Below are 23,706 nucleotides of genomic sequence, written 5' to 3'. Positions count from 1 at the left end.
TTTCTAAAAATGTTTTGTTCTCTTATGCCTTCAACTTATAGATGTAAAACATTTCTCTGGAGATCGTATTGCCGAACTCGGCCGCCAGGCTGTATCGTTCGGCGAACTCAGGGTCGTCGATGGGCGTATTCAGGATGAGTAATACGCTGGCGTAATGCTTGCCCGCCGTTGCGTAGTCCACCCTCTGCATGATCTGGCCGGGTGTGAGGTTTGCCTGGCAGAATGTATCATTCCAAATAATATAGCTTCGATAATCCTGGTCCTCGATAGAGTAGAACTTCGAGTAGGGCTGGGGTATGTAGGGCAATATAGGGTTCGTGCCTATCTTATAGGTGGCGATGAACGTCCGGTCATTGACGTATCCGTTATCGATGAGGAAGCCGGCGGCCGCCCTGCCCGGCGAAAAGTCGTCGTTGATCGTATAATAGAATGCTATGGTTCCCCCCAGCAGCTGTATGGCGAGGAGGATGGTCAGCATGAGCCCGAGGCTCTTTTTATTGAAAATGCGGTCGGCAGCAGCGGATTGTATCAGCGGCCGATCCCCATAAGAAGTAGATATCCAAAGCGAGAATATGAAGGCAATGTATATGATGCCGTGGTGCCTGATCGAGCCGGGGTTGATGAAGAAGAATAGGCCGAGCAAGCCCAGTGCCGAGATGAGGTAGATGGCCATTGGGACGGGCTTCCTGAGGAAGAAGGCCAGGGATAGCAGGAAGATGGGCAGCCCCAGGATGGCCATGGCCGTGGTCGGATAATAGAGGAACTTAGTGCCCCAGAACTGGTGCGTGAGCTGTGGGACAGGGACGAATGCCTCGACGACAGCGTTGAGCACCTGGCCGATATGATACGGGCTAAAGTCAAAAGACAGGACGCTCTGGTTGTTCGATAGCCGACGGTCTGGGGGTGGGTAGACCTGCCATGCGGCCAGGAGTATGCCGATGGCCGCTATGGCCAGCCCAGCCATTAAATACTTCGATGCGGGGAGTTTTTTTTCATTATACGCCTCGTAAAGATAGACGATGAAGATCGCTATCGCGACGACCGTACTATACAGGTTGGCGTTCGCCAGTAAAAATAGCAGGGCACCGTATACGAGCGGGTGCTCGAACCGTTTCCCGTACATGGCGGCTATGATGAACAGGAACAGGACAGTCAGCACGTAGCTCCTGGCTATGGCGTTATATTCAAACAGGATGAAGTACCCGAAAATGAAGAGAGATTTCTGAAGCGTCGAGAAGGGCGCGTACCTAATGAATATGACGACGCCCGTCATGGCGAATAAAAAATGAATGGCGGTCATCGAGAAGTAAGGCATGCCCATCTTTGCCAGCGCGAACAGGATGGTGTGCCACAGGCCGGGGCTGCCTTCGTAGCACATGAGATGCCAGACGGAAAGCAGGTCAGGGCAGTCTCTGGCGATGAGCCACGCCTGCGCCTCATCCCCCCAGGGCACATGGCGGAATATCATCAAAAGCGATAGGATGATGAAGAGACCTATTGCCGCATATTCGACGAGCTCATTCAAACGTTTATGGTCGATCATGCCTTTGTCCATCACCAATCGATGTCGCTTGATAAAACTCGCGGCTTTCAATTATATCCTTTTCGCCTTAATACGTGAGCGTGAAATTTTCCAACTTGAACGCCCTCGAATCGGTGGACTCCGGGCCGTAATAGGTAAATTTTACGATATGGCGGCCATGTGGCACCACGAACGTCTTCTCGAACGGCGTGTGGCCGTCTATCACAATACTATTGTTGAACAGGTCGCTATCCATGTGTAACTCCGCCGGGCCGTTCAGCGCGGTAAGCCACATTCTCATGGTCACATTGATGTCTTCCCTGGAGGGGTTGACGACATATAGCTCTCCCTCCTGCGGGCACCAGCGCCAATTATCACTAAGGTTCCCTTCCAGCACCGCGAACCCGCTCCGCCATTCAAGCGTCAGGGGCCGCGAAATGACCTGTACTCTGGCCGCCGGGTCGAAGGCCGCTTTTTGCATGGACGCCAGCGCCTCCGCCGTATAGTTGGCCTTCAGCCGTTCATTGTAGCCTTTCATGCTGAAGAAGTATAGTCTGCCATCCGGGCTAACGATAGGACCCGTTTTTAATATTTTCGACAGGTCGTCGGTGAGTGTCGTATCGTTCTTGGGATACCCGTAGCTGTCCACGTAGATCCCGTCGAAGCCGGCGAGCGAGAGCATTTTCACCATGTCTTCCAGGGGCATAGACGATATGTTCTTCTCCCATTCGTCGCCACCACGCCCTTTTATGGCCCCAAAGCTCCAATGCAGGCTCGTCGAATGGAGGTATCCTTTGAAGAGGTCGTAATCCTGAATGCCATATAGCTGTGGGAAGTATTCGCTGTATTCCGGGAACTCAATATATGGCATCTGGAATATCATTGAGCCTGGTGGCACGGCCGCCTCCACCTCCTTTATGAAAGCATCGTCGCTCCAGTACTGAGCCTTTATAGAGCTGTATTGCGGCACGAACTCAGGGGAGGTCTGATCCCACACGCCGACGGCGAGTACCAGGATCAGGGTGCCGGCGAAAATGAGCCTGCCATGGTCGGCTTTTAAATACATATTGGATAAGAGCTGGATCGCTATGAGTAGGGCTAGCAGAGAGAAGAAAGCGATGAACACGCTAATGCGGTTTATCGCCCTAAACTGGGGATAGATGACGGCAAAGAGCGCTCCGAAGCCGCCAACAGTGGCCAGCAGCACGGCCGAAAGGTTCATGGCGGACAGGACATCGAGCATGTCAGTAAATGCGCTGCCAAAGCGGCCTCCGAGCAGCCGATAGAACGCCCATCCCATCAACAATATAAAGCCGATGCTCCCTATGGCGCCGAGCGCCACATAGGCGTTCTCGTTAACCAGAGGGGCAGTAGCATCGTATTTATCCTTGATGCTGGCCAGGAATCCTATACGATGGCCGCTAATGGGCATTAAGAGCTGGTCTATTTTGAGCCCATATACCTCGGTCTCAAAGGCACTTCTGACGCCCACATATGGGTTAATGCCATTAGCGAGCTGGTACAGGAGCGAGGGCATCATGGTGGCGCAGTACACCAGTACGATCATGGCGATGAGAATAGCACAGGCCAGCAGCGGATAGCGGCTCCGCCTAGTGACCGATGCCGCTATGCCCGCTACCAGTAAAAAGAAACAAGAGAAAAAGACGTAGTAGGCCATGGTCAGCGATGCCATGAGGCAAATCCCCAGTGCCGCCAACGTAATCGGATCGCCGAGCGATAGCCGCACCTTTCCGTCTTCCGATGGCCGGAAAAATATCGCTCCCTTGTACAACCATAGGCAGACGAGCACGACCAGGGGCACGATGAAGTAGGAGGACAGGAAGAGGTGGGCCTCGCCACGATAGAAATGGTAGGGGAGGAATGTGAATAGGAGGCCTCCAACGATGGAAAGTGCGTAGGATAGCTTGAGCTGCCGGAAGGCGAGCATGGCGGTGAGAGTGGTCAACGGAAAGGTGAGCAAAAAGAACAGGTTCGTGACGACGGCATAGTTCCCGGTGAAGAGGACGATGAGCTTCATGATGAGGAGGTCAAGGGTATCCCCCATGGGGAAATCGTAAAGGTCCTGGCCCATGGGGGCACCTAAAAATCCATTATGCAAGTACCAACCGTTCTCGATGAGGCCTTTGACCGCCATCTGAGCCAGCAGGGCATCACCCGAATAGTCGAAGGGCACTGAGAGGTCGGCTTGCCACAGGCTCATCGTGAGCGTCAGCAGCACGCAGCATAGTGAGATAGCCAAAACATAGGCCACGACGTGTTTCCACCGCTCGTCTGACATCATCCACTCTCGGAAGGATTATTAATCTAATACCGTGTAATGAAATATAGTTTTGCCTCATAGCTTTGCTTCACTGGAACTCAACAAATTTTTATATACGATTATTCGTTATTTTAACCTCAATGTCGCAGGCGTTGGGAATGCCGCTGCTTAAAAAGGCCATTGCCTTGATCCGGAAGCACGAGGCCCTCGTGGTCTTCGTGGCACTTTTCGTCGTGTACCTCTCGAACTGCACCTATTATCTAAGCTCTACGGATACCATCCCGGCCATTTTGCTTCCGTTCAACATACTGGACGGCCGTGGGCTGTTCCTCGACGGGTTCTATAACGATTACTATAAGGATACTACGAATTGGTGGGGCAACTATTATTTTACGTTCACCAGGGGCCACGTCCTCTCGATGTACCCGATCGTGGTGCCTCTACTCGTCCTCCCCTTGTATGTCTTGCCATTCATCTTTATAAAGCTAGCTGGCATCCCCATCGACATGCATGACCATGTTTTCTTTTTAACGGTCTATGGCATGGAAAAGCTCAGCGCCGGCGTCATCGCCGCTCTCTCCGGCGTCTTTATGTATATGTTGCTTAGGGAGTTGTTCGGCCGGAAGGTTTCTCTCGCAGGAACGCTGTTCTTCGCCCTGGGCACCAGCACGTGGACCATAGGAAGCCAGGGCCTATGGCAGCACGGGGCCTCGGAGCTTTTGCTCCTGGCGGCGCTCCTTGTGCTCGTCCGGAACGTGAAGTCCAGGAAGCAACTCAACTTTGTGCTGCTGGGCGTGCTGACGGCCTTGCTGGTCTTCAACAGGCCGACGAACGCCCTCCTTGCGATTCCTCTCATACTTTATGCGCTAAGCGACTTCTTCGTGGCGAAAAGGCTCGACGGCGTCGTGGCATACGTCGCCTCAGCGGCGGCCGTATCGCTCCCCTTCCTGGCGTATAACCTCTACTATTTTGGGGGCATGTTCGGAGCCTATAGCGGCTTCGGCTACGCCTTTGGCGCGGGCGACGTGTCCACGAGGCTGGCGGGCCTTCTGGTCAGCCCAAGCCGGGGCCTGCTGATTTACACGCCCGCCGTGCTGCTGGCCATCCCTGGATATTCCTTAGTAAAAAATCTCAAGCCTCCAGCCCTAAGGAACGTTTTCTACGTGTACGGCTTCTCCGTCGTCGCCACCATGCTTATCTACAGCCTTTACGAGTGCTGGTGGGGCGGGGGATGCTACGGCCCCAGGTTTTTCACAGACATGATGCCTATTATGGCCATATTTGTAACCTTCAGCATCGACTGGGCCTTAAAGTTAAAAGGCTCGGGCCGTATGATGGCGCTCGCCGCAATAGCCGTGCTGATCGTCGCCTCCATCGCTGTGCAGGCCATTGGCGCCTACCTCTACCCGGTCTATGGCTTCCAGTGGGGCCATGGGCAAACCATAACGGTTGAGGATCAGAGCAAGCTCTGGGACTGGAGCGATACCCAGATTGGCGAGAGCCTGAACGGCATCTTCAACCGGTCTGCCGGCTATAAGTATATCATTGAGAACGGCAACGTCAAGGTGGTGCCCGCAGGCTGAGCCTTATCCGCCTCTCACTATGATTATAAGCCCGGTGAGCACGAGGGCCGCCCCGAATACGCGATCTAAACCGAAGTTCTCCTTGAGCACGAAGTAGGATAGCAAAAGCACCAGTATGTAGGTTCCAGCGACGAACGGGTATACGTATGAGAGGTCCTTTTTGGAGAGGGCGCTCAGCCAGAAAAGGGTGCTCAAGCCATAAAGGACGAGCCCGAGGTCGACCTGCCAGTTGGTGAAGACATGAAGCAGCGTATTGAGGTCGTAGGAGTCGAAAGTTCCGGCGCTTTTCATGCCCAGCCTCCATGCGACCTGCCCTGCGGCCGCGAGCAACGATGATATGGCCAATTCGACTACAACGTTCATGTGCATCCCCTAAATCCGCTTGAGCTTCTCGTCTATCTTATTCAACTTATTCACTATGAAATCCATCATCAAGCTAAAGCTCATCAGCTGCATCGCAACCAGGAGCATGATGACAGAGATGAGCGGATAATACTGGTGCACCAGAGTTCCGTGCGCCAGCTTATCGTAGATGGAATAGATGCCGAAAGCGAGGCCTATGATGAAGAGCAAAGCATTAATGATTATAACGCTCTTGAACAGAGCGGTGCTCTCATCCCAGATGATGGACGGGATGGACTTGAGCATGTTGTAGCCATCCTTGAATGGATGCAGTTTAGACTTGCCCACCCGCTTGCGGTACTCGATGGGTATTTCCACGATGTTGTAGCCCATCTTAGCCGCTCTCATGGTCATCTTCGTCTCGTACTCTAAGCCCCTGGCCTGCACGTCTAGCCTCGGGAATACGTCCTTACGCATGACTCTGAATCCTGTCTGTGCATCGTGTATCTTAGTATAGCACAAATAGGTTATGAGCATGGAAAAAATCGTGTTGCCCACCTTGTTCAACAGCCGTATGTTATGCTTATTAAAAAGCCGTGCGCCCATTACCATGTCAGCGCCTTTTTGGATGTAGCCTATGGCCTCAGGAATATACGATGCAGGGTAAGTACAGTCGGCATCGGTAAAAATGAGTACGTCTCCCGTGGCGTTCTTCACCCCCGTGCGGATGGCCTCCGGCTTTCCCCTGTTCTTCTCATGTTTTATGTATTTGATCTTTGGATTTTTCGAGGCGTACTCAGAGGCTACGATTTCTGTCCTGTCCTTTGAGCCGTCGTTGACCACTATTACCTCGTCCACGTAGCCCACATACTCGTCCAGCGTCTTGGGGAGCGCTTCTTCTTCGTTATAGGCTGGCAAGATTAGCGTTGTTTTCATAAGCAAAGTGATAAAGTGGCTATTCTATGATAACCTTTGCGGAGCTTCTATCATTATTGGTAGCGTCCGGCTCGCTTATACCCCTATTAGATAAGCTTTATATTTGTTTATGCCAGTTAGCTTCTTGGTTGGTTGTAATGCCTCAGAAGCTTATTGATGGAGTCGTGGTTAAGCCGCTTCGCCTTAACGTTGACGAGCGTGGTTTTTTAATGGAGGTCATGCGCCCTGATTGGGAAACCTTTAAAAAGTTCGGCCAGGTGTACGTTACCTCGGCGTATCCTGGCGTGGTGAAGGGGTGGCACTATCACAAGAAGCAGTGGGATAATTTCGTGTGCGTTAGGGGCATGATGAAGGTCGTGCTCTATGACCCCAGGAATGATTCGCCTACTAGAGGCGTGGTAAATGAGTTTTTCATTGGCGAGAGGAACCCGGTGCAGGTGAGCATACCTCCTTACGTTTACCATGGGTTCAAGTGTATAAGCACCGAAGAAGCTTTAATTGTGAACGTGCCCACCGAGATGTATAACTATGAAAAGCCTGACGAGTACAGGCTGCCCCCGGACACGAAGGAGATACCTTATGACTGGGGCCTCGCTCCAGGGCTAAAGCATGGGTGATCGTGTGACGCTAATGGTTACTGGCGCCGCGGGCTTTATAGGCTCGAACTTCGTCCACTACATGCTAAAAAAACATCCTGGCATCGATATCCTCGTATATGATAAGCTCACCTACGCGGGCAACCTTGATAACCTCAAGGATGTTCGGGATAAAATTAAATTTATCAGGGGTGACATATGCGATGCCCGCGCTGTTGGCGAGACTATAAGGCAGTTCGGCGTGGACGAGATCATCAATTTTGCGGCGGAAACGCACGTCGATAGAAGCATAAGCAGCGCTGCAGACTTTTTGGAGTCCAACATAAGGGGGGTGTACACGCTTCTCGAGGCGACGCGGCAATATGATATAAGGAAATTCCTTCAGATATCAACGGACGAGGTCTATGGAAGCATACAAAACGGCTCTTTCTATGAGACTTCCAACGTAAACCCGTCGAATCCTTATTCTGCTGCGAAGGCGGCGGGGGACCTGCTCGCCAAATCTTATCATAACACATACGGGGTGCCGGTACTCATAACGCGGAGCAGCAACAACTTCGGGCCATACCAGTACCCGGAGAAGCTCATACCCCTCATGATCATCAAAGCTTTGAACAGCGAGCCACTGCCGGTCTATGGTACGGGCATGAACGTCAGGGACTGGCTCTACGTGGAGGACAACTGCGCGGGGATTGACACAGTATTCCGAAAGGGCAGGCTTGGAGAGGTCTACAACATCGGCGGGGGCAACGAGAAGGCGAACCTCGAAGTGGTAAAGTTAATATTAAGGCAGCTCGGCAAGCCCGAGTCGCTTATAACATTTGTAAAGGACCGCCCTGGCCACGACCTCCGCTACTCGCTAAACAGCGACAAAACCAGGGCGCTGGGCTGGAAGCCCGCCCACGCCTTTGAGGATGCCATGCGAAAGACGATCGAATGGTACGTCAAAAACGAGTGGTGGTGGCGTCCGCTTTTAAGTAGAAACTAGATCTTCAGGTAGGAGTTCTCGCCCACGATGAGCCTGGTGCCCTTTGGCACCTCGTGGTTGGCGGAGAGGATGGTCGCGTTCTTGCCTATTAAGCTATCTACGATGCGGCTGTCGCATTCCACCCGGCAGCCCCCCATGAGCACGGACGACTCGATGTAGGCGCCCTTTATGATGCAGTCGTTGCCTATGGAGGTGTATGGGCCTATGTACGTGCCAGCCTCTATGGTACAGCCATCGCCGATGACCACTGGGCCACGCACCACGCACCCCTTCTTTACTATGGAGTTGCTTCCAAGCGAGACGCGCCCCGCCACGCTCGCCCCATCCTCGATGACGCCCCTCACGGTGGGCTTAAGCTCGTCCAGCACGAGTCGGTTAACTTCCAGAATGTCCTCTGGCTTACCGGTATCCTTCCACCAGCCGGTCACGATGTGAGACCTTACCTTATAGTGATTATCGAGAAGCTTCTGGATGGCGTCCGTGATCTCGAGCTCGTTCCGCCAGGAGGGCTTTATCTGCTTTATCATGTCGAAGATGACGGGCGTGAACAGGTAGACGCCGACCAGCGCATAATTGCTCTTAGGCACCTTCGGCTTCTCCTCCAGGCTTATAACCCTGCCATCCTTATCGAGCTCGGCCACGCCGAACTGCTGCGGGTTCGGGACCGCCTGAAGCGATATGGCCGCATCGTAGTCGCCCTCCATGAAGTCGTCTACGAGGCCCTTGACCCCGTCTTTGAGCATGTTATCGCCCAAATAAACAATAAAATCATCGTCGCCCATGAAATCGCGGGCGCACTGGACGGCGTGGGCGATGCCCAGGGGCGCCCCCTGCTCAATATACGTTATCTTAACGCCGTACTGGCTCCCATCTTTCAGCTCGGCGATAACCTGCTCCTTGCCATTGTTTCCGAGTATGACGCCTATGTCGGTGATGCCAGCCTCCTTCAAGTCCTCGATGACGTACTGCAGCACTGGCTTATTGGCCACGGGTATAAGCTGCTTCGGCCCTGTGTGGGTGAGCGGCCTCAGCCTGGTGCCGCTGCCCCCCGACAACACAAGTCCCTTCATTTCACTTCCTCCATCTTCCTCAACCCCTCCATTATGTTAAGCATCCTGTGATAGGCGCTTATCCTGGTGACGTCCAGCGACGAGTCCATCGGCCGCCTCGCCTTCTGGCTGAGCGCCGACGTGGGCACTGGCTCGATAAGCCCTAAATCCAGGCCATAGAAAAGGGCTATCTTCCTGGCGAACTCATAGCGGCTTATCCTCTCGCTCCCCGCCGTATGGTATATGCCCGAAGCCCCGCTCCTTATAAGGGCGGCGACGGCCTCGGCGCAGTCGTAGGAAAGGGTCGGCGAGTTAAACTGGTCGGTGACCACTTTTATCCTCTGGCCCTTCGCCAGCGAGTCCTTCACCCAGCTCACGAAGTTTTGGCGGGCGTTGCCGTACACTACGCTGGTCCGTGCGATGATGAAATCCTCCATCTCTTCAACGTGTAGCTCCCCCATGAGCTTAGAGCGTGCATAGGCGGAGATAGGGCACACGTCGTCATCCTCCCTATACATGCCCCTGGAGCCATCGAAAACGTAATCTGTCGATACGTAAACCACCTTAGAGCCTGCTGCTCTTGCGGCATCCACCACGTTCTTAGTGCCCTGGCCGTTGACCGCCATGGCCTCAGCCTCGTGGTCCTCGCAATAGTCGACGTTTGTCAGGGCAGCGGTATGCACGACATACTCGGGCTTAAGCTCCCTTATTGCGCGAATCGTGCCCTCCCTGTCCGTTATGTCCAGGCGTATTGTGCCTTCCTTCGGCGTTTTATTATAGGTGCCAACGACTTCGTGCTCCCTTCTCAGCACCCTTATCATGTCCGAGCCCAGGAGGCCGCTGCCAGTGACCAGTATCATGGCCCTCGCCCCTTTTTATTCATACGCTCCCTGAACCATGCTATAGTGCGCTTCAGGCCATCTTCGAGGCTCACTTCAGGCTCCCAGCCTAATAGGGCTTTAGCCCTGGCGATGTCGGGCCTCCGCTGAAGGGGGTCATTCTCGGGAAGGGGCTTAAAGACTATCTCAGACGGGCTTCCCGTCATATCCTTTATCTTCCTGGCAAGCTCAAGCACCGTCATCTCGTCAGGATTCCCCAGGTTTACTACCATGCCCTTCGCGTTGGAGTGCATCATCAGGTATATGCCCCTCACAAGGTCGGAGACGTAGCAAAAGCTACGCGTCTGAGAGCCGTCGCCGTACACCGTGAGCGGCTTGCCCGAGAGAGCCTGCGTTATGAAGTTCGGCACCACCCGGCCGTCGTCCGGCCTCATCCTCGGGCCATACGTATTAAAAATACGGATGACCCGGCCATCCAGGCCCTGGCGCCTTATGAAAGCCATGGTGAGCGCCTCGGCGAACCGCTTGCTCTCGTCGTAGCAGCTCCTCGGGCCTACAGGGTTTACGTGGCCCCAGTAGGTCTCCGGCTGGGGGCTTACGTCCGGGTCGCCGTAAGATTCCGAGGTCGAGGCCAGCAGAAACCTGGCCTTATTCTCCAACGCTACGTTTATTACATTATAGGTCCCCACGCTATTTGTCATCATTATCTCTATCGGATAGCGGCCGAAGTCAGAGGGCGAGGCCCGCGAGGCCAGGTGATAGAAAAAGTCCACCCTTTCGCCAATCTTGAGCGGCTCACGGACGTCGTGCTCTATAAAAGAAAAATTATCGTCATCGAGCATGCCTTTAACGTTATCCATGTTGCCGCTGCCCAGGTTATCGACTGCGATCACCCTCTCCCCCTTGCTCAGCAGGTATTCGCACAGGTGCGAGCCTATGAAGCCCGCCCCGCCTGTCACGACTGAAGTGTACATGATAACCCTCAAAACTCTATAGTGGACGAGTCCCCTATGTTCAACGCGTTAGACTTGCCTATTAGTATGGCGTGGTCGCCGATTATAGAGGAGCGAAGCATCATATATTTTACCTCGGCGTTATTGCCCACGATGCTGTCTTCGATGATTGAGTTATTCACGATTGCGCCCTCGGAGATTGACACGTAGGGCCCTATGATGGAGTTCTCGACCCTGGCGTTCCTGCCGATGGACACCGGCTGGATTATTATGGAGTTGGTGGCGCCGTTCTCTGAAATGCCCATCTCGGAGAGCAGTATCCTGTTAACGTCGAGGAGCGACCTGGGGCGGCCGCAGTCGTACCAGCTGTTCACCTCAAACGTCTTATAGACCGAGCCTTCCTCAACGGCCCTCTGCAGGGCGTCGGTGAGCTGGACCTCGCCCGAGTGGTTTGAGCGGACCACGTAGTCCAGCGCATCGAAGAGCCTTGGCGTGTCCTCGATGAAGTATACGCCCGCTATCCCCAGGTTAGAGGTGGAATGCCTTGGCTTTTCGACGAGCCGATTTATCGTGTTATCGGGGTTCAGGTACACTATGCCGTAGTGCTCGGGGTTGTCTATCGTCTTGACGCCGATGGAGCCGGAGCACTTGCCGTTGCGCAGGTGCTGCTTCAGGAATTCGCTATAGCCATCCTTGAAGATCATGTCGCCGAGCGCTATGAGGATTGGGCTGTCGCCAACCGCTTTCCTGGTGACATATATGGAGTGCCCGAGGCCAAGCTGCTGTTCCTGGTCGACGAAGGTGACCTTTTTGAAAGCGCCAGCGTAGTGCGTGTTTATGTACGAGATGAGCTTGTCTCTCATGTATCCGACGACCACGATGACCTCTTCAGGCTCGAGGTCGAGCATCTTGTCCAGGATGTGGCCTATGATGGGCTTTCCCGCGACGGATACCATTGGCTTCGGTTTCGTATAAGTGTGGGGGTATAGCCGTTTTCCAGCGCCCGCTGCCGGTATGACCACCTTCATCATATTCTCCTCTTGCTTCTTTATCGGTTCCTGCGGCATAAATTTGCCGTTAGAAGGATGGCGGCGGCGCATATAATGGGCTCCAGGAATGGCGTTGAAGCCTGCTCGCTGGTCGAGGATGGAGGCGTAGTGGGAGTATCGGCAGACTCCTTGAACGCTACGATGTCGCCTCCAAGCGTGGCCATGTACAGCCTGCCGCCGTCTACTGCCGGGGATGCGAACGCCCCAGACTTGAGGCTATACGTCCAGAGCCCTGAGCCGTTCGCCCCGTCGAGGGCGAAGAGCTTGCCATCCTGGGTGGCCCCATACAAACAGCCCGATACGGCCACGCTCTGGTATATCGGCCCGTAGAAATCCGACACCCATCTTAAGCTTCCATTAGTGGCGTCAAGCGCGAATATCCTGCCACCATACGTCCCTATGTATAGCGTCTCCGTGGCCAGGTTGATGGAGGGCGTTGCATCGGTATTATACCCTAAGTCATATGTCCATCGTATGCTTCCGCTTATCGTGTCGAAGGCGTACAGCATCCCATTGCGGGTTGCCACGTATACGGTATTATTATGAATTAGCGGCGATGAATGGATGGAGTCCTTCGTGTCATAAGACCATACTTCGTGGCCCGATTCTGCGTCAAGGGCATAGAAGGTGCCGTCGTATGTGCCTACGAAGACTTTGCCATTATCAGCCGCAGGGGACGATTGGGTGGCCTTCGGGAGCGACCAGGCTATAAGCCCACTATCCAGGTTCAGGGCATAGAAGCTCCCGTCATCTGTGCCCACGAAGACCTTGTTATCGTATATAAGCGGCGAGGAGTAGATGCCGCTCTTAGCGTAATACTTCCAGAGCTGCCTGCCGCTAGAGGCGTCTAGCCTGTATACGTAGCCGTCGTATGAGCAAACGACTACTGAGCCGTTCGCGGCCGCAGGTGTGGACTCTACCGAGCCGCCCGTCGTGAACTTCCAGAGCTGCCTGCCGCTGGCCGCGTCGAGGGCGTATACCTCCTTGCCATCGCCATTCCCTGCAAAAAGCGTGCCATTATAAACTATGGGAGATGAAATGGCCTTTCCTCCTATATTGGTTTGCCAGTCCACGGCCAGCGGGGGCTTAAGCGCAGAGTCCGCCACCGAGGTGTGCTGTGCGTCGTGCCTCGCCTGGGGCCAATCAGCCAAAGCTATTGCAGGGGCCAGCACTGCAAGGACAAAGAGCGCTATAAGGAGCCTTTTCATTGCATACCACCTGCGACCACGGTTTCTCCATTGTCAACGGCGCTGGCAGAGACCTGAACCTGGATAGAGGATGAGCCCGACTTAATGGTATACGCATCACCGGTCTTAACGATGCCCACAGTGCTGGAGGTCGGGTAGGGCACCGTGAACGAGTATGCGCCATCTATGCCAGCTGTCGTCGTGCTATAATATGCATGATCGCCATCGGGCGCCGTGACGTTCAGCCATAGCTCCAGCTTTGAGCCTGGCGCAGCTTTACCATTGATAGTAGCCCCTTTCACATACTCGAACACCTTGACCGGATCTTTGCCCTGAGTCATATATATCAACCTGTAGTGTTCCAGCCCATTCGTGGGATAGCCCAGGCCATCCCTGCCTCCGAGGCCGTCGCCGTTGAAGAGGCGGGAGTACATCGAGCCATAATACTTTGCGCTGCCATCGAGCTTCCGCTCGCTGCCGTACGGGACGGGCATGAGATAGCTCATATGATAGCTATTCGAATCCTCGCCCGCCAGGTATGGCATGTTCTCGAATATGCCGTTACTCACCCCTGCCCATGGCGAGCCCATGCGATAGTCCACCATGACATACTTTGCGTTTCGCTTCTCCATTATGGCGTTTGCGGACGCCTCATCCTGGGCTATGAAGAAGTGTGCCGCATCCTCGACGCCGGTCTGGAAGTTGTTGGCCACGGCCGGGCGCTCGGCCTCGTATAAGATATAATTGCCGTAGTCCCACCAGCACATTATGCCATACTCGGGATGGGTGCCATTGTCCGCGGAATAAGCATAAGAGGTCTTAGGCGTATTTTCATCAACCCACCGGCACGCCTCATTCCAGTTCCGCGCATATGGCTCCATACTGCCGGCGATGGATATGGCGCTCATTAATATGGGGATGAGCAGGATGGCCGATACGATGGCCACCGCCACCATGGGGGGAGTTATTGAGGCGCCCCTCTGGCGGGAGGCTTTCTTTCCGCGGCTCTCTGGCAAATGTTCATAAAAGCCCGCGAGCTTCAGCGCCTCATACATGGCGAAGCCCGCGAACAATGCCACGTTCACCGCAAGAACGTAGACGAAGCGCTTCTGCAATAATCCAAGCAGGAGTACCATGACGGTCCACACGAGCAGGAAAACCTCAGATTCCTTGAGGCTCTTCCAGTTCCTCGTGAAGAGGAAGGCTGCAAATCCCAGTATCGCCAGCAGGCCCCCGGTAGAAAAGTAAGCCCATGGCACGTCAAAGGAGAACTGGCCGTTATTGCTGAATAGCGGCTCCACCTCCACAATGGTCACCAGGACGTTGCCGCTGCCCATGAGGAACTGTATGCCCGCCTCGAGTGCGTTGAACATCTGGGGGAGGGCGAATCTCGCCGATGCCACGAGCACGGCAATTCCTATGAGCGCTGCGAGCGGCGCCGTGAACCACGGGGCCTTCACGTTCGAGCATAGCCTAAACAGGCCCCACATGGCTATGAAGAACATGGCGATTGCTGCGAGATAAAGGATATGGAACCATGAGAGGTATAGTGCGGAAACCACGAAACCCCGCCCGGCAGGGCAGGCCATGATGAATGGCGTAACGATGGTCACGGCGATGAGCGATGCGATGAAGCCTGTGACGGTTAAATGTTCTGTATCCTCGCCTCTGAAGGCGTCATACGCATACTGGATGAACGAGTAGGCCACGATGACGCCTATAAAGATGGGCGCGCCATCCCACGAGAATACCATGCCGGCCATGCCAATGCCCGCCAGGGCGGCATATACCAGAGGCCGCTTTTTAAGGCTCTTGAAGCTTAGCTTTTCCTTCCTTGCAGAGGCAGCGGCCCTCATGAAGCAGAGGTACATCGCGAGGGACACGCATACCTCGAGGGCATGGTGGTCGGTGTAAGCGAAAGCGGTCCTGAAGATGGAGGCGGGCAGCACCGCCATGAAAAACGCAGCGACGAGCGCCGCTTCCCTGCCGATAGCGTCCTTTACAATGTAATAGAGAAGCCCGATTGAGAGCAGGCCGAGCAGGACCGGGACGGCTGCAGATACCGCCTCAATGGTGCCCCTTCCGGGGCTTCCCAGGCCGACGATGAGCGATAGCGAGGCGGCGATGAGGTCAAACAGTGGAGGCCAGCTTATCCCATACCCGTAGGGGTAGTTCACGTAAGAGTCGAACGAGTTGAGGAGCGGGAAATGGTCTACTGCATAGACTATCCTTCGCATATGGTAGTACGGGTCAAACTCTGAGAACATGATGCCTTCATTCGATAGGCAGAAGGCGATGGGAAGCAGCCTCAGCGCGAGCGCCACTACAAAGATGGATAAAAGCAGTATCACATTGCTGTCCACCCTGATGGGTGCGCGCGGCGACTTGGCCATGCCTCCGCCAATTTCAAGGGGCCTTCCGGCATCCGCCTTTCGCGCCTCACGGTTAGGCGCCTTCCGTTTAGAGCCCATAATGAAAACCCATAATAGATTCAACTTCGTAATTAAATTCTTATCGCTAAGCACGCCTGCGGACCAAAAGCAAAGGCTACCTTGGGCTAGTTAATTAAAAGCGCCTATTGGGCCTGTATCACGTGTCCATCCTTTATGGCGCTCTCCGGCACCTCGGCCTCCGATGACGTGGAGCCGGATGTGATGGTATATGCTGCGCCAGTCTTTATGAATGAAGAGGATGAAGTCGGGTAGGGCACGACGAAGGCGTATTGCCCGTCCGGCCCGGCCATCGTCTGGCTATAATACGTTCTCTGGCCATAAGGTGAGGCGAGCTTTAGCCTGAGCTCAACCGTCGAGCCTGGGGCCGCCCTGCCCGTTATCGTGGCCCCCTTCACGTACTCGAATACCATCACCGGGTCCACCCCGGCGGTGATGTATAGCAGGCGATAGTGTTTAAGCGAGTCGATAAAGTGGCCGTTGACGCTCCCGCCGCAGCCATCCAGGTTGAATAATTTATAATATACTGTATTATAATATTTTATATCAGGCATGGCCTTATTTGTAGCCGTATTGTCATGGTAGCTCATCGGATCTTCGCCGGCCAGGTAAGCCATGTTTTCGAATATCCCGCTGTGCACTCCCGAAGCCGGGGAGCCCATGCGATAATCGACCATGACGTACCTCGCGTTCCGCTTATCCATTATCGCGTTCGCCGTCTCCTCATCCTGGGCCACGAAGAAGCGGGCAGCGTCCTCGACCCCCGTCTGGAAGTTGTTGGCCACGGCCGGGCGCTCAGCCCTGTATAAGATATAATTGCCGTAGTCCCACCAGCACATTACGCCATACTCAGGATGAGTGCCAATGTCCGCAGAATAAGCATAAGAAGTCTTAGGCGTATTATAATTAACCCACTGACACGCCTCATTCCAGTCCAGGGCATATATCGGTGGCGAGCCTGCCATCGCCACACTGCTAAGCAATACGGGTATCAGGAGGAGCACAATGGCCGCGCACGCGCCGAGAAGCGTGGCGGGCATAGAGCCGGACCTGGACGCGGAGATTTTTTTCAAATTGGAGAAGTATTGCTCAAGGCCTGCCAGCTCTAAAGCCCCATAGATGGCGAACCCCGCGAAAATCGCCACGTTCACCGCGAGCAGGTTCATGAATCGTTTTTGCATTAATCCCAGGATGATCATGATGATGGTCCACACGAGGAGGAAAAGCTCTGCGTTTTTAAGCTTTTTATCCTTTAGCGAAAAGAGATATGCGATCAGCCCGAGAACGGCGATGGGGCCGGCTATAGAGAAAAACGACCAGGGGACAGTCAATGATAATTGGTCGCTCACGATGAAAAGGGGCTCCGCCTCGGCTATGGTGCTCATCACCTTTATCGAGCCCCCCAGGTAGGCTATGCCTAATTCTATGCCCGTGAGGAAATCAGGCAATGCAAGCTTGAGGGCTGTCGCCGCGGTCGCGGCCATTGCGATGATGATGGCCGGCATCGTGTACCAGCGCGCCTTACATTTATAAAGGACTATGGAGATGACGCCCGTGGCGATGAAAAAGAATACGATGGATAGCAAGTAAATGATATGGAACCACGATAGGCTAAAGGCGCTAAAGGCTATTTTCGGGTTCTTGGCGCCCGTGGCTACTATTGGGGCCACGATGATTAGAGCCATCGAGGAGAGGATGACGCCGGCTATGGCCAGATAGTCAGAGCGTTCTTTGTGGAGGGCATCATAGGCATACTGGGCGATAGCATAGGCGACGATGATGCTTATAAAAATGGGCGCCCCGTCCCATGAGAACACCATGCAAGCCGTTGCCACGCCCGCAGCGATGGCATATACAAGTGCAGGTCTTAGGCTCGAAATGCTAAGGCCCGATTTTTTAGCTGAGGATACTGAGCGTAAAAATAATAGGTACATCGTAAGCGAGACTAGCACTTCAAGGGCATGATGGTCGACTATGGTGAACAGCGAGCGGAAAATGGCCCCAGGCATTATGGCCATGAGCAATGCGGCGAGCAGGGCTGCCTTCTCGTTCATGACATCCTTAACAATAAAATAGGTGAGGGCGATTGTGGCAACGCCCATCAGGACTGGCATGACAGAAGCCGCAATCTCGATGGTGAGGGCATCCGGGCGGCCGAGCCCGGCCAGGAGCCCTGCAGCGGCCGTGATGATGTCGAATAGCGGAGGCCAGCCTATGTAGAACCCATACGGGTAATCGACGTATGAGTCGAAGTTGTTCACGGCCGGGAAATGGTGTAGAGCATATATGGTCCGCCTCATGTGATAATATGCATCCAGGTCGAGGAATATGACTTTTCCCCCGACTATGCAATACAGTGCAGGTAATGACCTGATGACAAGGCCCAGAAGCATGATGCCCGCCAGCAAGAACGTGGGGCTGCTTATTCTCATCGCTTTTTCCGATACTTCTACGCCACCTTTCCTGGATGACTTACACCGTGACTTATGGCTCTTGCTCATCAATAGGACCAAAAATAAATTTTTTAATTAACAATTTAATAATTTATTGCTTATTTTACTTGGATTTGTGGGCTAATGGCGTGTTTAGCGCGCATTCCTATTTCCGCTAAAATATGCCATCACGTTTATCCTTGCCCGCCCTATACCATCATTTGGCGTGAGCATGGCGCATGACCTTTTAAAGTTTGGACTTACATTGGCCGTTCTTGCCATGGTGGCCATAGCCATTGCGCTCCTTGTCTCCAGCTATTTGACTGCGTATAAGACGGGGGACCATGGCATGAAAAACCATACGTCTGTGGCTTTAGGCGGTAAAGGCGCCCGGAAAGCCGTCCCTTCACCCACGCCGGAGCCATATAACATGACGTTGCCGGGGCCTTATTACCCCCGGCCTTCGCAGTATCCGCCTATTGTGGCCGTGCAGCCGCCGGTCCAGATGCAGCAGGCCATGCCTCAGCGGTGGGAGCGCACGGCTGAACGGCCAACCCCGACGCCTGAGCCTTCCGCCACTCCAGAGCCTCGCATCCCACCAGTGCCAAACGCGCCCTACATGGAAGGCTGGCATTTCATACAACAGCTATACTGGATAATAGCAATTATCTCAAGACAATGCTACGCCTTCCCGCCATGGCCGATATTCTGGTGGCCCTGAGACCGGCGCTCGAATATCTATATATACTTCGAAGTTACTATGTCGTCTCAACTACCTGAGGCAATCAAAATCAAAATTTCCGGAGTTATCTAGATGGCGAAGATCAAAGGAGAATCCCGAGCCAGGAAGAAGGGCAGCAACCTGAAGGCATGCAGGGAGTGCCACAGCCTCGTCGAGGGGGAGGTATGCCCATCCTGCCAGTCGGGCGCGCTGAGCGAGGACTGGAGCGGTTACCTGGTCATAGTAGACCCTCTGAAGTCGGAGATAGCGAAAATAATGGGTATTAAGAGGCCCGGCAAGTTCGCGCTGAAGGTGCGGTAAAGTTGGCATATAGGCTGACGCCGGCATTGCGTGAGCGGCTTAAGGCGCCGTTCGGAGAGCTGTACCGCTGCAAAGGCGAAGAGTGCCTCAGGGGAATCTTGAAGGGCTTTAAGAGCCCCCCGAAGGTCATTTCCATCGGGGACGTGACCACGTACTTCCTGCTAAAATCAGGAAGGGTGCCTGACATGTGTATCGTGGACGACCTTACCATGCGGCTTCCCGTCGACATAGAGGTGAAGAAGGGCACGGCCCACGAGTCGTTCATGGACGTGAGGGTGAAGAACCCCGCAGGCGTTGTCACCGAGGAGCTTATCGGCGCCATAAGGGATAACATGTACTCTGAAAGGCCTGTCCGCATCTATGTGGAAGGGGAAGAGGACCTGGCTGTCATACCTGCGTGCGTTTACGCGCCCGTTGGCTCGGTCATCCTCTACGGGCAGCCGAGCGAGGGCGTGGTGGCCGTGAGGGTGACTGAAGATAAAAAACGTGAAACGTGCTCCTTAATGGAGCAAATGATAAAAGAATGACCTCAAAGGTGATAGAATGGACATAAAAGTACTTGAGGAGAAGAAGAATCCGCTGTTACAGAGGCGTGAGGTGAAGTTTAGCGTTTCCCATAACCTTGGGACGCCCTCTCGCGAGGAGATCAAGGCGAAGATAGCCGCCTACTTGAACTCCAGGCCGGAGCTCGTCATCATCGAGCGCATGAGGTCCGAGTTCGGCAAGCGCGAGACCAGGGGCTACGCGAAGATATACGAGACCGTGGAGCGCCTGAAGAGCGTCGAAGCCGAGCACATCGTGCAGCGGAACGAGAAGAAGAAGGAAGCTAAGAAGGAGGGCGAGGCCGCCGCGGAAGCCCCTAAGGCCGAAGCGAAGCCGGCGGAGCCTAAGAAGTAATTGAGGGGTCGTAATGGCTGAGAAGAAGGCAGCAAAGGGCGTGAGCCTGAAGTCCCGCATGTATGAAGTGAAAGATGGCAAGGTCGTGCGCAAGGGCCAGTCGTGCCCGAGGTGCGGCGACGGCGTATTCCTGGCGAGCCACGCAGACCGTTTATCGTGCGGCAAGTGCGGGTACACCGAGTATAAGAAAAAGTAAAGCATTATGGCCATAACTATCGCCGGCGAGGACGCTCCCCCTGGCCAGGTGATGATTATAGGTATGCCGTCGCGCAGGCATGAAAAGTATTACACTGCGAGGACGGCGTACGAGACATTTTTATAAAATGCTTTTAAAGTAGTCCACGACCTCTTTGCCCTCTACGTAGACGAGGCCGTTCCTCTTGCCATAGGCGATGGCATCTTTTTTGCCGAGCGCCCTGCCCGTCTCGCCGTCGAGCATCTCGCACATGACCATGGCAGGGGTGATCCCAGCCGCCCTCGCCAATACGATGGAAAGCTCAGTCTGGCCCCTCCTATCTTTAAGCAGGTTCGGGGCGGCCCTTAGGAGGGGCACGTGGCCGGGCGAGCGAAACTCGGCGCCGAAGTTGACATGGCCGCCATTCATGGCCTTCCTGGTGGCCTCAGCCAGCTTCGTGATCGTTAAAGAGCGGTCATTGTCCGTTATGCCCGTAAAAGTCTTCCTGTGGTTCACCCATAATGAGAAAGACGACTTAGAGTCATACGGGATGTCGCCGGCCCTCTCGTAGATGGACTCGATGGCCTTGAAGCCGTTGCCGGAGTTGCCCGCATACCTCAACACGTCAGCCATATACGGTATGCCCAGCTTCTCGCAGGCCACGGGATCGATGGCCGTACAGATGAGGCCTCCTGCGTCCCGCCGCAGGCGATAGACCTCTTTAGGCGTCGTAAACTCGGCGCCAATCACGATATCGGTCTCGGCCTCACGGTCGTCAAAATCGTATAAGAGTATCGGCTGCCCATCCTGTAAAGCCTTGATCGCATCCTGTATCATTCCAGTATCACCTCCACCTCGTCCCCGTCCTTGAGCCCCAGCTTCTCCCTTAAGTTGACGGGCGCGATGACCTCCACCATGTTCAGGGGATAGCTGGAGCGGTCCGGCCGGATTATTGCGGCCTCTATTCCATCGATTTTCACCGGGTAGCACTTGCCGCCCCCGAACGTCCTCGCTGAATCCTTGAAGCCTTCTATCTTTATGGCTGACGTATCGTGCACCGCAAACGGCTCTTTAAGCTGTAGGTTTAAGGTCCCCGGATAAGGCTCGAAGCCGAGCTTCTCGACGAACTGCCTCCTGTAGCCTTCCAGCGATATGTAGTACTGGCCTTCGCCGAGGCCCGTCGTGACCCTCCCCTTGAGCCGCTGTCTCTGTCCTTCCTCGAATATCTTCTTATAGTCCAGATATTCGGCCTTGAGCTTTGAGATTCCCTTATCTGTGATGCGCACGTCCTGTCCTTCTGTTGTGAGTACCCTCGTGATGTACCCCTGCTTTTCCAGGCGAATCAGCCGCCTCGCCGCCGTTTGGGAGCTCATGCCTATTGTGGAGCCCAGCTTGGCGGAGGAGAGGCTTACCCGCCCTTTCATGGCTCCCATGAGGGCGAGCTTCTTAAGGATATCGACGTCCATGTAGTCCCTCAAATTTAAGATGCATATCATGTATGATAAGCCTGTATATATCATTTCTGATTAAAAGAGTAGGCTTTATGAGTGGCAGGACCGGAGCACAGCCTCTATGTCCACGATGGGGGGCATGTTACGCTTATGCTCGTTATCCCTGACACGCTCCATTATGCGGGTAAAGGTGGCATCATCCACTCCTGTCGCCTTCTCGACCTCTTCATAGGTAAGCCCAAGGTCGAAAACGCCGTAAAGCACCTTATCTAGAAGCTCATAGCGTATGCCCATCTCCTCCTCATCGGTCTGGCCCTTCCACAGCCCGGCAGATGGAGGCTTTTTAATGATTTTTTCGGGTACGCCCACATGCCTGGCCATCTGCCACACCCTGGTCTTGTAAAGGTCACCGATAGGGAGCATGTCCACGCCGCCATCCCCATACTTCGTAAAATAGCCCATGAGGAGCTCGGTCTTATTACCCGTGCCCAGCACCACCCGGCCGTCGAGGTTAGCTGCAAAATAGTTCATGACCATGCGCACCCTGGGCTTGACGTTAGCGTAGGCGATCTTACACTCCCTGGGCCCGAGCTTCGGCCTGGCCGCATAGATCGCCTTCAATATGCCCCCGATATCTATTACCTCGTAGTCGATGCCCAGGCTATTCGCCAGGTCCTCCGCGTCCCGCACGTCACCAGGATCGCTCGTTGAGGGGTCCGGGAGTATGAGCCCGTACACGTCGACCACCCTCGTGGCTAGCGTGGCGACCAGCGAGGAGTCTATCCCCCCGCTCAGCGCTACAATGGCCCCGTTAGTCTTGCTCATCTCCACTATCTTTACGATGGCCTCCTCTATCGCGTTCTCGCACTTCACCAGCTCATCCTTGGATAGCATGAGGCCTTTCATGGTCACCATCCCTAATATGCGCTGCCTGATTTAAAAGGTTTTTATCATGGGATGTCGTATTTTCATTCAATGATATATTCTCGGGCACGCCCCTTATTATTTGCAATCGTGGGGGCCATACTTTTTGGGGCTAGCGCGCCCCTCGCAAAAGTGTTGCTGGGGGAAGCCCACCCTGTGCTGCTAGCAGGGCTCTTATACCTGGGCTGCGGAGCAGGGCTTCTGGCCTTTAGCCTGGCGCGCAGCGCATTCGGGGTTAAAGTTGGGGTGCAGCTCACATGTAAGGATACGCCGTGGCTGGCTGGCGCAGTCCTGGCTGGAGGGGTGGCCGCGCCCATAATGCTTCTGCTCGGGCTACAGAGCACGCCTGCAGCGACCGCGTCCTTGCTGTTGAACTTCGAATGCGTTGCCACTACGCTTATTGCCGCCTTCATGTTCCAGGAGTACGTCGGGGAGAGAGCCTGGGCGGCCATCGGCCTCATCACGGCGTCGAGCGTCGTGCTATCCTTCGACGGCGCACAGTTTGGGGCCTCGCTTGGCGCCGTCAGCATCATCGTGGCATGCGTCCTCTGGGGCCTGGATAATAACCTCACGAGGAGCATCTCTTCTAAAGACCCCGTGTCGATAGGCATCGTGAAAGGCACGGTATCGGGCGCCTTTTCCCTAGCCTTAGCGCTGCTTTTAGGCGCCCCCCTCCCCGGCCCCTTCATCATCATGGCGGCGATGCTGGTCGGCAGCCTTTGCTATGGCCTTAGCATCGCGCTCTTCATACTTTCAATGCGCCACATCGGCGCTGCCCGTGCCAGCGCCCTGATGGGCACAGCGCCCTTCGCTGGCGTCATCGTATCATTCCTCATATTCAGGGGCGCCCCCGATACCTCTTTTTACATCTCAGCCCCCCTAATGGTCCTTGGCGCTCTCCTCCTATTCGGTGAGGAGCATGCGCACACCCACATCCACGTCCATGGCACCATCACGCACGAGCACATCCACCGGCACGACGACCAGCATCGCCACCACTGAAGGCCTCA

General features: G+C 54.6%; 23 protein-coding genes. 9 read left to right on the top strand and 14 right to left on the bottom strand.

Going from position 1 to position 23,706, the window contains the following annotated elements; genetic code table 11:
* Positions 1 to 22: 22 nt before the first annotated feature.
* Both MTC_RS00985 and MTC_RS00980 read right to left on the bottom strand, forming a co-directional pair.
* Entirely contained in the window at positions 23 to 1,555 is a 1,533-nt protein-coding gene (locus MTC_RS00985; RefSeq protein WP_048188825.1) for a hypothetical protein, read from the bottom strand.
* Positions 1,556 to 1,610: 55 nt separating this feature from the next.
* A complete protein-coding gene (locus tag MTC_RS00980; protein WP_014404804.1) occupies positions 1,611 to 3,824 on the bottom strand; it encodes a hypothetical protein in 2,214 nt (737 codons plus the stop codon).
* 119 nt (positions 3,825 to 3,943) lie between these two features.
* On the opposite strand from MTC_RS00980, the gene MTC_RS00975 reads away from it, so the two are divergent.
* Positions 3,944 to 5,386, top strand: coding sequence for a glycosyltransferase family 39 protein (locus tag MTC_RS00975; protein WP_014404803.1), 1,443 nt, complete (start codon positions 3,944 to 3,946; stop codon positions 5,384 to 5,386).
* Positions 5,387 to 5,389: 3 nt separating this feature from the next.
* Here the strand turns inward: MTC_RS00975 and MTC_RS00970 are convergent, their stop codons facing one another.
* Entirely contained in the window at positions 5,390 to 5,749 is a 360-nt protein-coding gene (locus MTC_RS00970) for an EamA family transporter (protein ID WP_048189454.1), read from the bottom strand.
* A 9-nt stretch (positions 5,750 to 5,758) separates the two neighbouring features.
* The gene (locus MTC_RS00965; protein WP_014404801.1) at positions 5,759 to 6,664 is read right to left on the bottom strand and encodes a glycosyltransferase family 2 protein; all 906 of its coding nucleotides are present in this window, start codon (positions 6,662 to 6,664) and stop codon (positions 5,759 to 5,761) included.
* 137 nt (positions 6,665 to 6,801) lie between these two features.
* Between MTC_RS00965 and MTC_RS00960 the strand changes: the two genes are divergently transcribed.
* Together MTC_RS00960 and rfbB are read left to right on the top strand one after the other, a co-directional pair.
* A complete protein-coding gene (locus tag MTC_RS00960) occupies positions 6,802 to 7,281 on the top strand; it encodes a dTDP-4-dehydrorhamnose 3,5-epimerase family protein (protein ID WP_048188819.1) in 480 nt (159 codons plus the stop codon).
* Positions 7,274 to 8,248: a dTDP-glucose 4,6-dehydratase gene (gene rfbB, locus MTC_RS00955; RefSeq protein WP_014404799.1), complete on the top strand. Its 975-nt coding sequence runs from the start codon at positions 7,274 to 7,276 to the stop codon at positions 8,246 to 8,248. Before MTC_RS00960 ends, rfbB begins: the two co-directional genes overlap by 8 nt.
* Here rfbB and MTC_RS00950 read toward each other — a convergent pair.
* The 7 genes from MTC_RS00950 to MTC_RS00920 form a co-directional block, all read right to left on the bottom strand.
* Positions 8,245 to 9,318 carry a glucose-1-phosphate thymidylyltransferase gene (locus MTC_RS00950; protein WP_014404798.1) on the bottom strand — a complete coding sequence of 358 codons (1,074 nt, stop codon included), beginning with the start codon at positions 9,316 to 9,318 and terminating at the stop codon, positions 8,245 to 8,247. The genes rfbB and MTC_RS00950 overlap by 4 nt on opposite strands.
* The gene (gene rfbD / locus MTC_RS00945) at positions 9,315 to 10,157 is read right to left on the bottom strand and encodes a dTDP-4-dehydrorhamnose reductase (protein WP_014404797.1); all 843 of its coding nucleotides are present in this window, start codon (positions 10,155 to 10,157) and stop codon (positions 9,315 to 9,317) included. Before rfbD ends, MTC_RS00950 begins: the two co-directional genes overlap by 4 nt.
* On the bottom strand, positions 10,154 to 11,110 hold the full coding sequence (locus MTC_RS00940; protein ID WP_014404796.1) for a UDP-glucuronic acid decarboxylase family protein: 957 nt from the start codon (positions 11,108 to 11,110) through the stop codon (positions 10,154 to 10,156). The genes rfbD and MTC_RS00940 overlap by 4 nt, the downstream gene beginning before the upstream one ends.
* 8 nt (positions 11,111 to 11,118) lie before the next feature.
* Entirely contained in the window at positions 11,119 to 12,120 is a 1,002-nt protein-coding gene (locus MTC_RS00935) for a sugar phosphate nucleotidyltransferase (protein WP_237705933.1), read from the bottom strand.
* Positions 12,121 to 12,137: 17 nt separating this feature from the next.
* Positions 12,138 to 13,346, bottom strand: a complete 1,209-nt coding sequence (locus MTC_RS00930) for an outer membrane protein assembly factor BamB family protein (RefSeq protein WP_014404794.1) — start codon at positions 13,344 to 13,346, stop codon at positions 12,138 to 12,140.
* Entirely contained in the window at positions 13,343 to 15,796 is a 2,454-nt protein-coding gene (locus tag MTC_RS00925; protein ID WP_014404793.1) for an oligosaccharyl transferase, archaeosortase A system-associated, read from the bottom strand. Before MTC_RS00925 ends, MTC_RS00930 begins: the two co-directional genes overlap by 4 nt.
* 104 nt (positions 15,797 to 15,900) lie before the next feature.
* Positions 15,901 to 18,276: an oligosaccharyl transferase, archaeosortase A system-associated gene (locus MTC_RS00920; protein ID WP_014404792.1), complete on the bottom strand. Its 2,376-nt coding sequence runs from the start codon at positions 18,274 to 18,276 to the stop codon at positions 15,901 to 15,903.
* 157 nt (positions 18,277 to 18,433) lie between these two features.
* Between MTC_RS00920 and MTC_RS00915 the strand changes: the two genes are divergently transcribed.
* The 5 genes from MTC_RS00915 to MTC_RS00895 all read left to right on the top strand — a co-directional run bounded on the left by MTC_RS00915 (position 18,434) and on the right by MTC_RS00895 (position 20,342).
* Positions 18,434 to 18,928 carry a hypothetical protein gene (locus MTC_RS00915; RefSeq protein WP_143767019.1) on the top strand — a complete coding sequence of 165 codons (495 nt, stop codon included), beginning with the start codon at positions 18,434 to 18,436 and terminating at the stop codon, positions 18,926 to 18,928.
* A gap of 93 nt (positions 18,929 to 19,021) precedes the next feature.
* Entirely contained in the window at positions 19,022 to 19,249 is a 228-nt protein-coding gene (gene spt4 / locus MTC_RS00910) for a transcription elongation factor subunit Spt4 (protein ID WP_014404790.1), read from the top strand.
* 2 nt (positions 19,250 to 19,251) lie between these two features.
* Positions 19,252 to 19,776 carry a GTP-dependent dephospho-CoA kinase family protein gene (locus tag MTC_RS00905; RefSeq protein WP_014404789.1) on the top strand — a complete coding sequence of 175 codons (525 nt, stop codon included), beginning with the start codon at positions 19,252 to 19,254 and terminating at the stop codon, positions 19,774 to 19,776.
* A 16-nt stretch (positions 19,777 to 19,792) separates the two neighbouring features.
* Positions 19,793 to 20,146, top strand: a complete 354-nt coding sequence (locus tag MTC_RS00900; RefSeq protein ID WP_014404788.1) for a 30S ribosomal protein S24e — start codon at positions 19,793 to 19,795, stop codon at positions 20,144 to 20,146.
* 13 nt (positions 20,147 to 20,159) lie between these two features.
* Positions 20,160 to 20,342, top strand: a complete 183-nt coding sequence (locus MTC_RS00895) for a 30S ribosomal protein S27ae (RefSeq protein ID WP_014404787.1) — start codon at positions 20,160 to 20,162, stop codon at positions 20,340 to 20,342.
* A 120-nt stretch (positions 20,343 to 20,462) separates the two neighbouring features.
* On the opposite strand, the gene ribB is transcribed toward MTC_RS00895, so the two are convergent.
* From ribB to MTC_RS00880, 3 genes are read right to left on the bottom strand one after another with little or no spacing between them, the layout of a single operon-like run.
* Positions 20,463 to 21,158, bottom strand: a complete 696-nt coding sequence (ribB, locus tag MTC_RS00890; RefSeq protein ID WP_014404786.1) for a 3,4-dihydroxy-2-butanone-4-phosphate synthase — start codon at positions 21,156 to 21,158, stop codon at positions 20,463 to 20,465.
* Positions 21,155 to 21,817, bottom strand: a complete 663-nt coding sequence (locus MTC_RS00885) for a DUF120 domain-containing protein (protein ID WP_014404785.1) — start codon at positions 21,815 to 21,817, stop codon at positions 21,155 to 21,157. Before MTC_RS00885 ends, ribB begins: the two co-directional genes overlap by 4 nt.
* Before the next feature lie 45 nt (positions 21,818 to 21,862).
* On the bottom strand, positions 21,863 to 22,687 hold the full coding sequence (locus MTC_RS00880) for an NAD+ synthase (RefSeq protein WP_237705932.1): 825 nt from the start codon (positions 22,685 to 22,687) through the stop codon (positions 21,863 to 21,865).
* Positions 22,688 to 22,747: 60 nt separating this feature from the next.
* Here MTC_RS00880 and MTC_RS00875 point away from each other — a divergent pair, with 60 nt between their 5' ends.
* Positions 22,748 to 23,698 (top strand): DMT family transporter, encoded by a 951-nt coding sequence (locus tag MTC_RS00875; RefSeq protein ID WP_014404783.1) that lies wholly within the window; start codon positions 22,748 to 22,750, stop codon positions 23,696 to 23,698.
* Positions 23,699 to 23,706: the final 8 nt, after the last annotated feature.

Source organism: Methanocella conradii HZ254, from assembly GCF_000251105.1.
GTDB classification, from domain to species: domain Archaea; phylum Halobacteriota; class Methanocellia; order Methanocellales; family Methanocellaceae; genus Methanocella; species Methanocella conradii.
Note: the sequence above shows the minus strand (reverse complement) of the source record. Positions and strands in the feature narration are given on the sequence as shown.

Coding starts and splice junctions, on each gene's coding strand:
- MTC_RS00985 (WP_048188825.1), bottom strand. CDS start 1,555: ATGGACAAAGGCATGATCGACCATAAACGTTTGAATGAGCTCGTCGAA.
- MTC_RS00980 (WP_014404804.1), bottom strand. CDS start 3,824: ATGATGTCAGACGAGCGGTGGAAACACGTCGTGGCCTATGTTTTGGCT.
- MTC_RS00975 (WP_014404803.1), top strand. CDS start 3,944: ATGTCGCAGGCGTTGGGAATGCCGCTGCTTAAAAAGGCCATTGCCTTG.
- MTC_RS00970 (WP_048189454.1), bottom strand. CDS start 5,749: ATGAACGTTGTAGTCGAATTGGCCATATCATCGTTGCTCGCGGCCGCA.
- MTC_RS00965 (WP_014404801.1), bottom strand. CDS start 6,664: ATGAAAACAACGCTAATCTTGCCAGCCTATAACGAAGAAGAAGCGCTC.
- MTC_RS00960 (WP_048188819.1), top strand. CDS start 6,802: ATGCCTCAGAAGCTTATTGATGGAGTCGTGGTTAAGCCGCTTCGCCTT.
- rfbB (WP_014404799.1), top strand. CDS start 7,274: ATGGGTGATCGTGTGACGCTAATGGTTACTGGCGCCGCGGGCTTTATA.
- MTC_RS00950 (WP_014404798.1), bottom strand. CDS start 9,318: ATGAAGGGACTTGTGTTGTCGGGGGGCAGCGGCACCAGGCTGAGGCCG.
- rfbD (WP_014404797.1), bottom strand. CDS start 10,157: ATGATACTGGTCACTGGCAGCGGCCTCCTGGGCTCGGACATGATAAGG.
- MTC_RS00940 (WP_014404796.1), bottom strand. CDS start 11,110: ATGTACACTTCAGTCGTGACAGGCGGGGCGGGCTTCATAGGCTCGCAC.
- MTC_RS00935 (WP_237705933.1), bottom strand. CDS start 12,120: ATGATGAAGGTGGTCATACCGGCAGCGGGCGCTGGAAAACGGCTATAC.
- MTC_RS00930 (WP_014404794.1), bottom strand. CDS start 13,346: ATGAAAAGGCTCCTTATAGCGCTCTTTGTCCTTGCAGTGCTGGCCCCT.
- MTC_RS00925 (WP_014404793.1), bottom strand. CDS start 15,796: ATGGGCTCTAAACGGAAGGCGCCTAACCGTGAGGCGCGAAAGGCGGAT.
- MTC_RS00920 (WP_014404792.1), bottom strand. CDS start 18,276: ATGAGCAAGAGCCATAAGTCACGGTGTAAGTCATCCAGGAAAGGTGGC.
- spt4 (WP_014404790.1), top strand. CDS start 19,022: ATGGCGAAGATCAAAGGAGAATCCCGAGCCAGGAAGAAGGGCAGCAAC.
- MTC_RS00900 (WP_014404788.1), top strand. CDS start 19,793: ATGGACATAAAAGTACTTGAGGAGAAGAAGAATCCGCTGTTACAGAGG.
- MTC_RS00895 (WP_014404787.1), top strand. CDS start 20,160: ATGGCTGAGAAGAAGGCAGCAAAGGGCGTGAGCCTGAAGTCCCGCATG.
- ribB (WP_014404786.1), bottom strand. CDS start 21,158: ATGATACAGGATGCGATCAAGGCTTTACAGGATGGGCAGCCGATACTC.
- MTC_RS00885 (WP_014404785.1), bottom strand. CDS start 21,817: ATGATATGCATCTTAAATTTGAGGGACTACATGGACGTCGATATCCTT.
- MTC_RS00880 (WP_237705932.1), bottom strand. CDS start 22,687: ATGGTGACCATGAAAGGCCTCATGCTATCCAAGGATGAGCTGGTGAAG.
- MTC_RS00875 (WP_014404783.1), top strand. CDS start 22,748: ATGATATATTCTCGGGCACGCCCCTTATTATTTGCAATCGTGGGGGCC.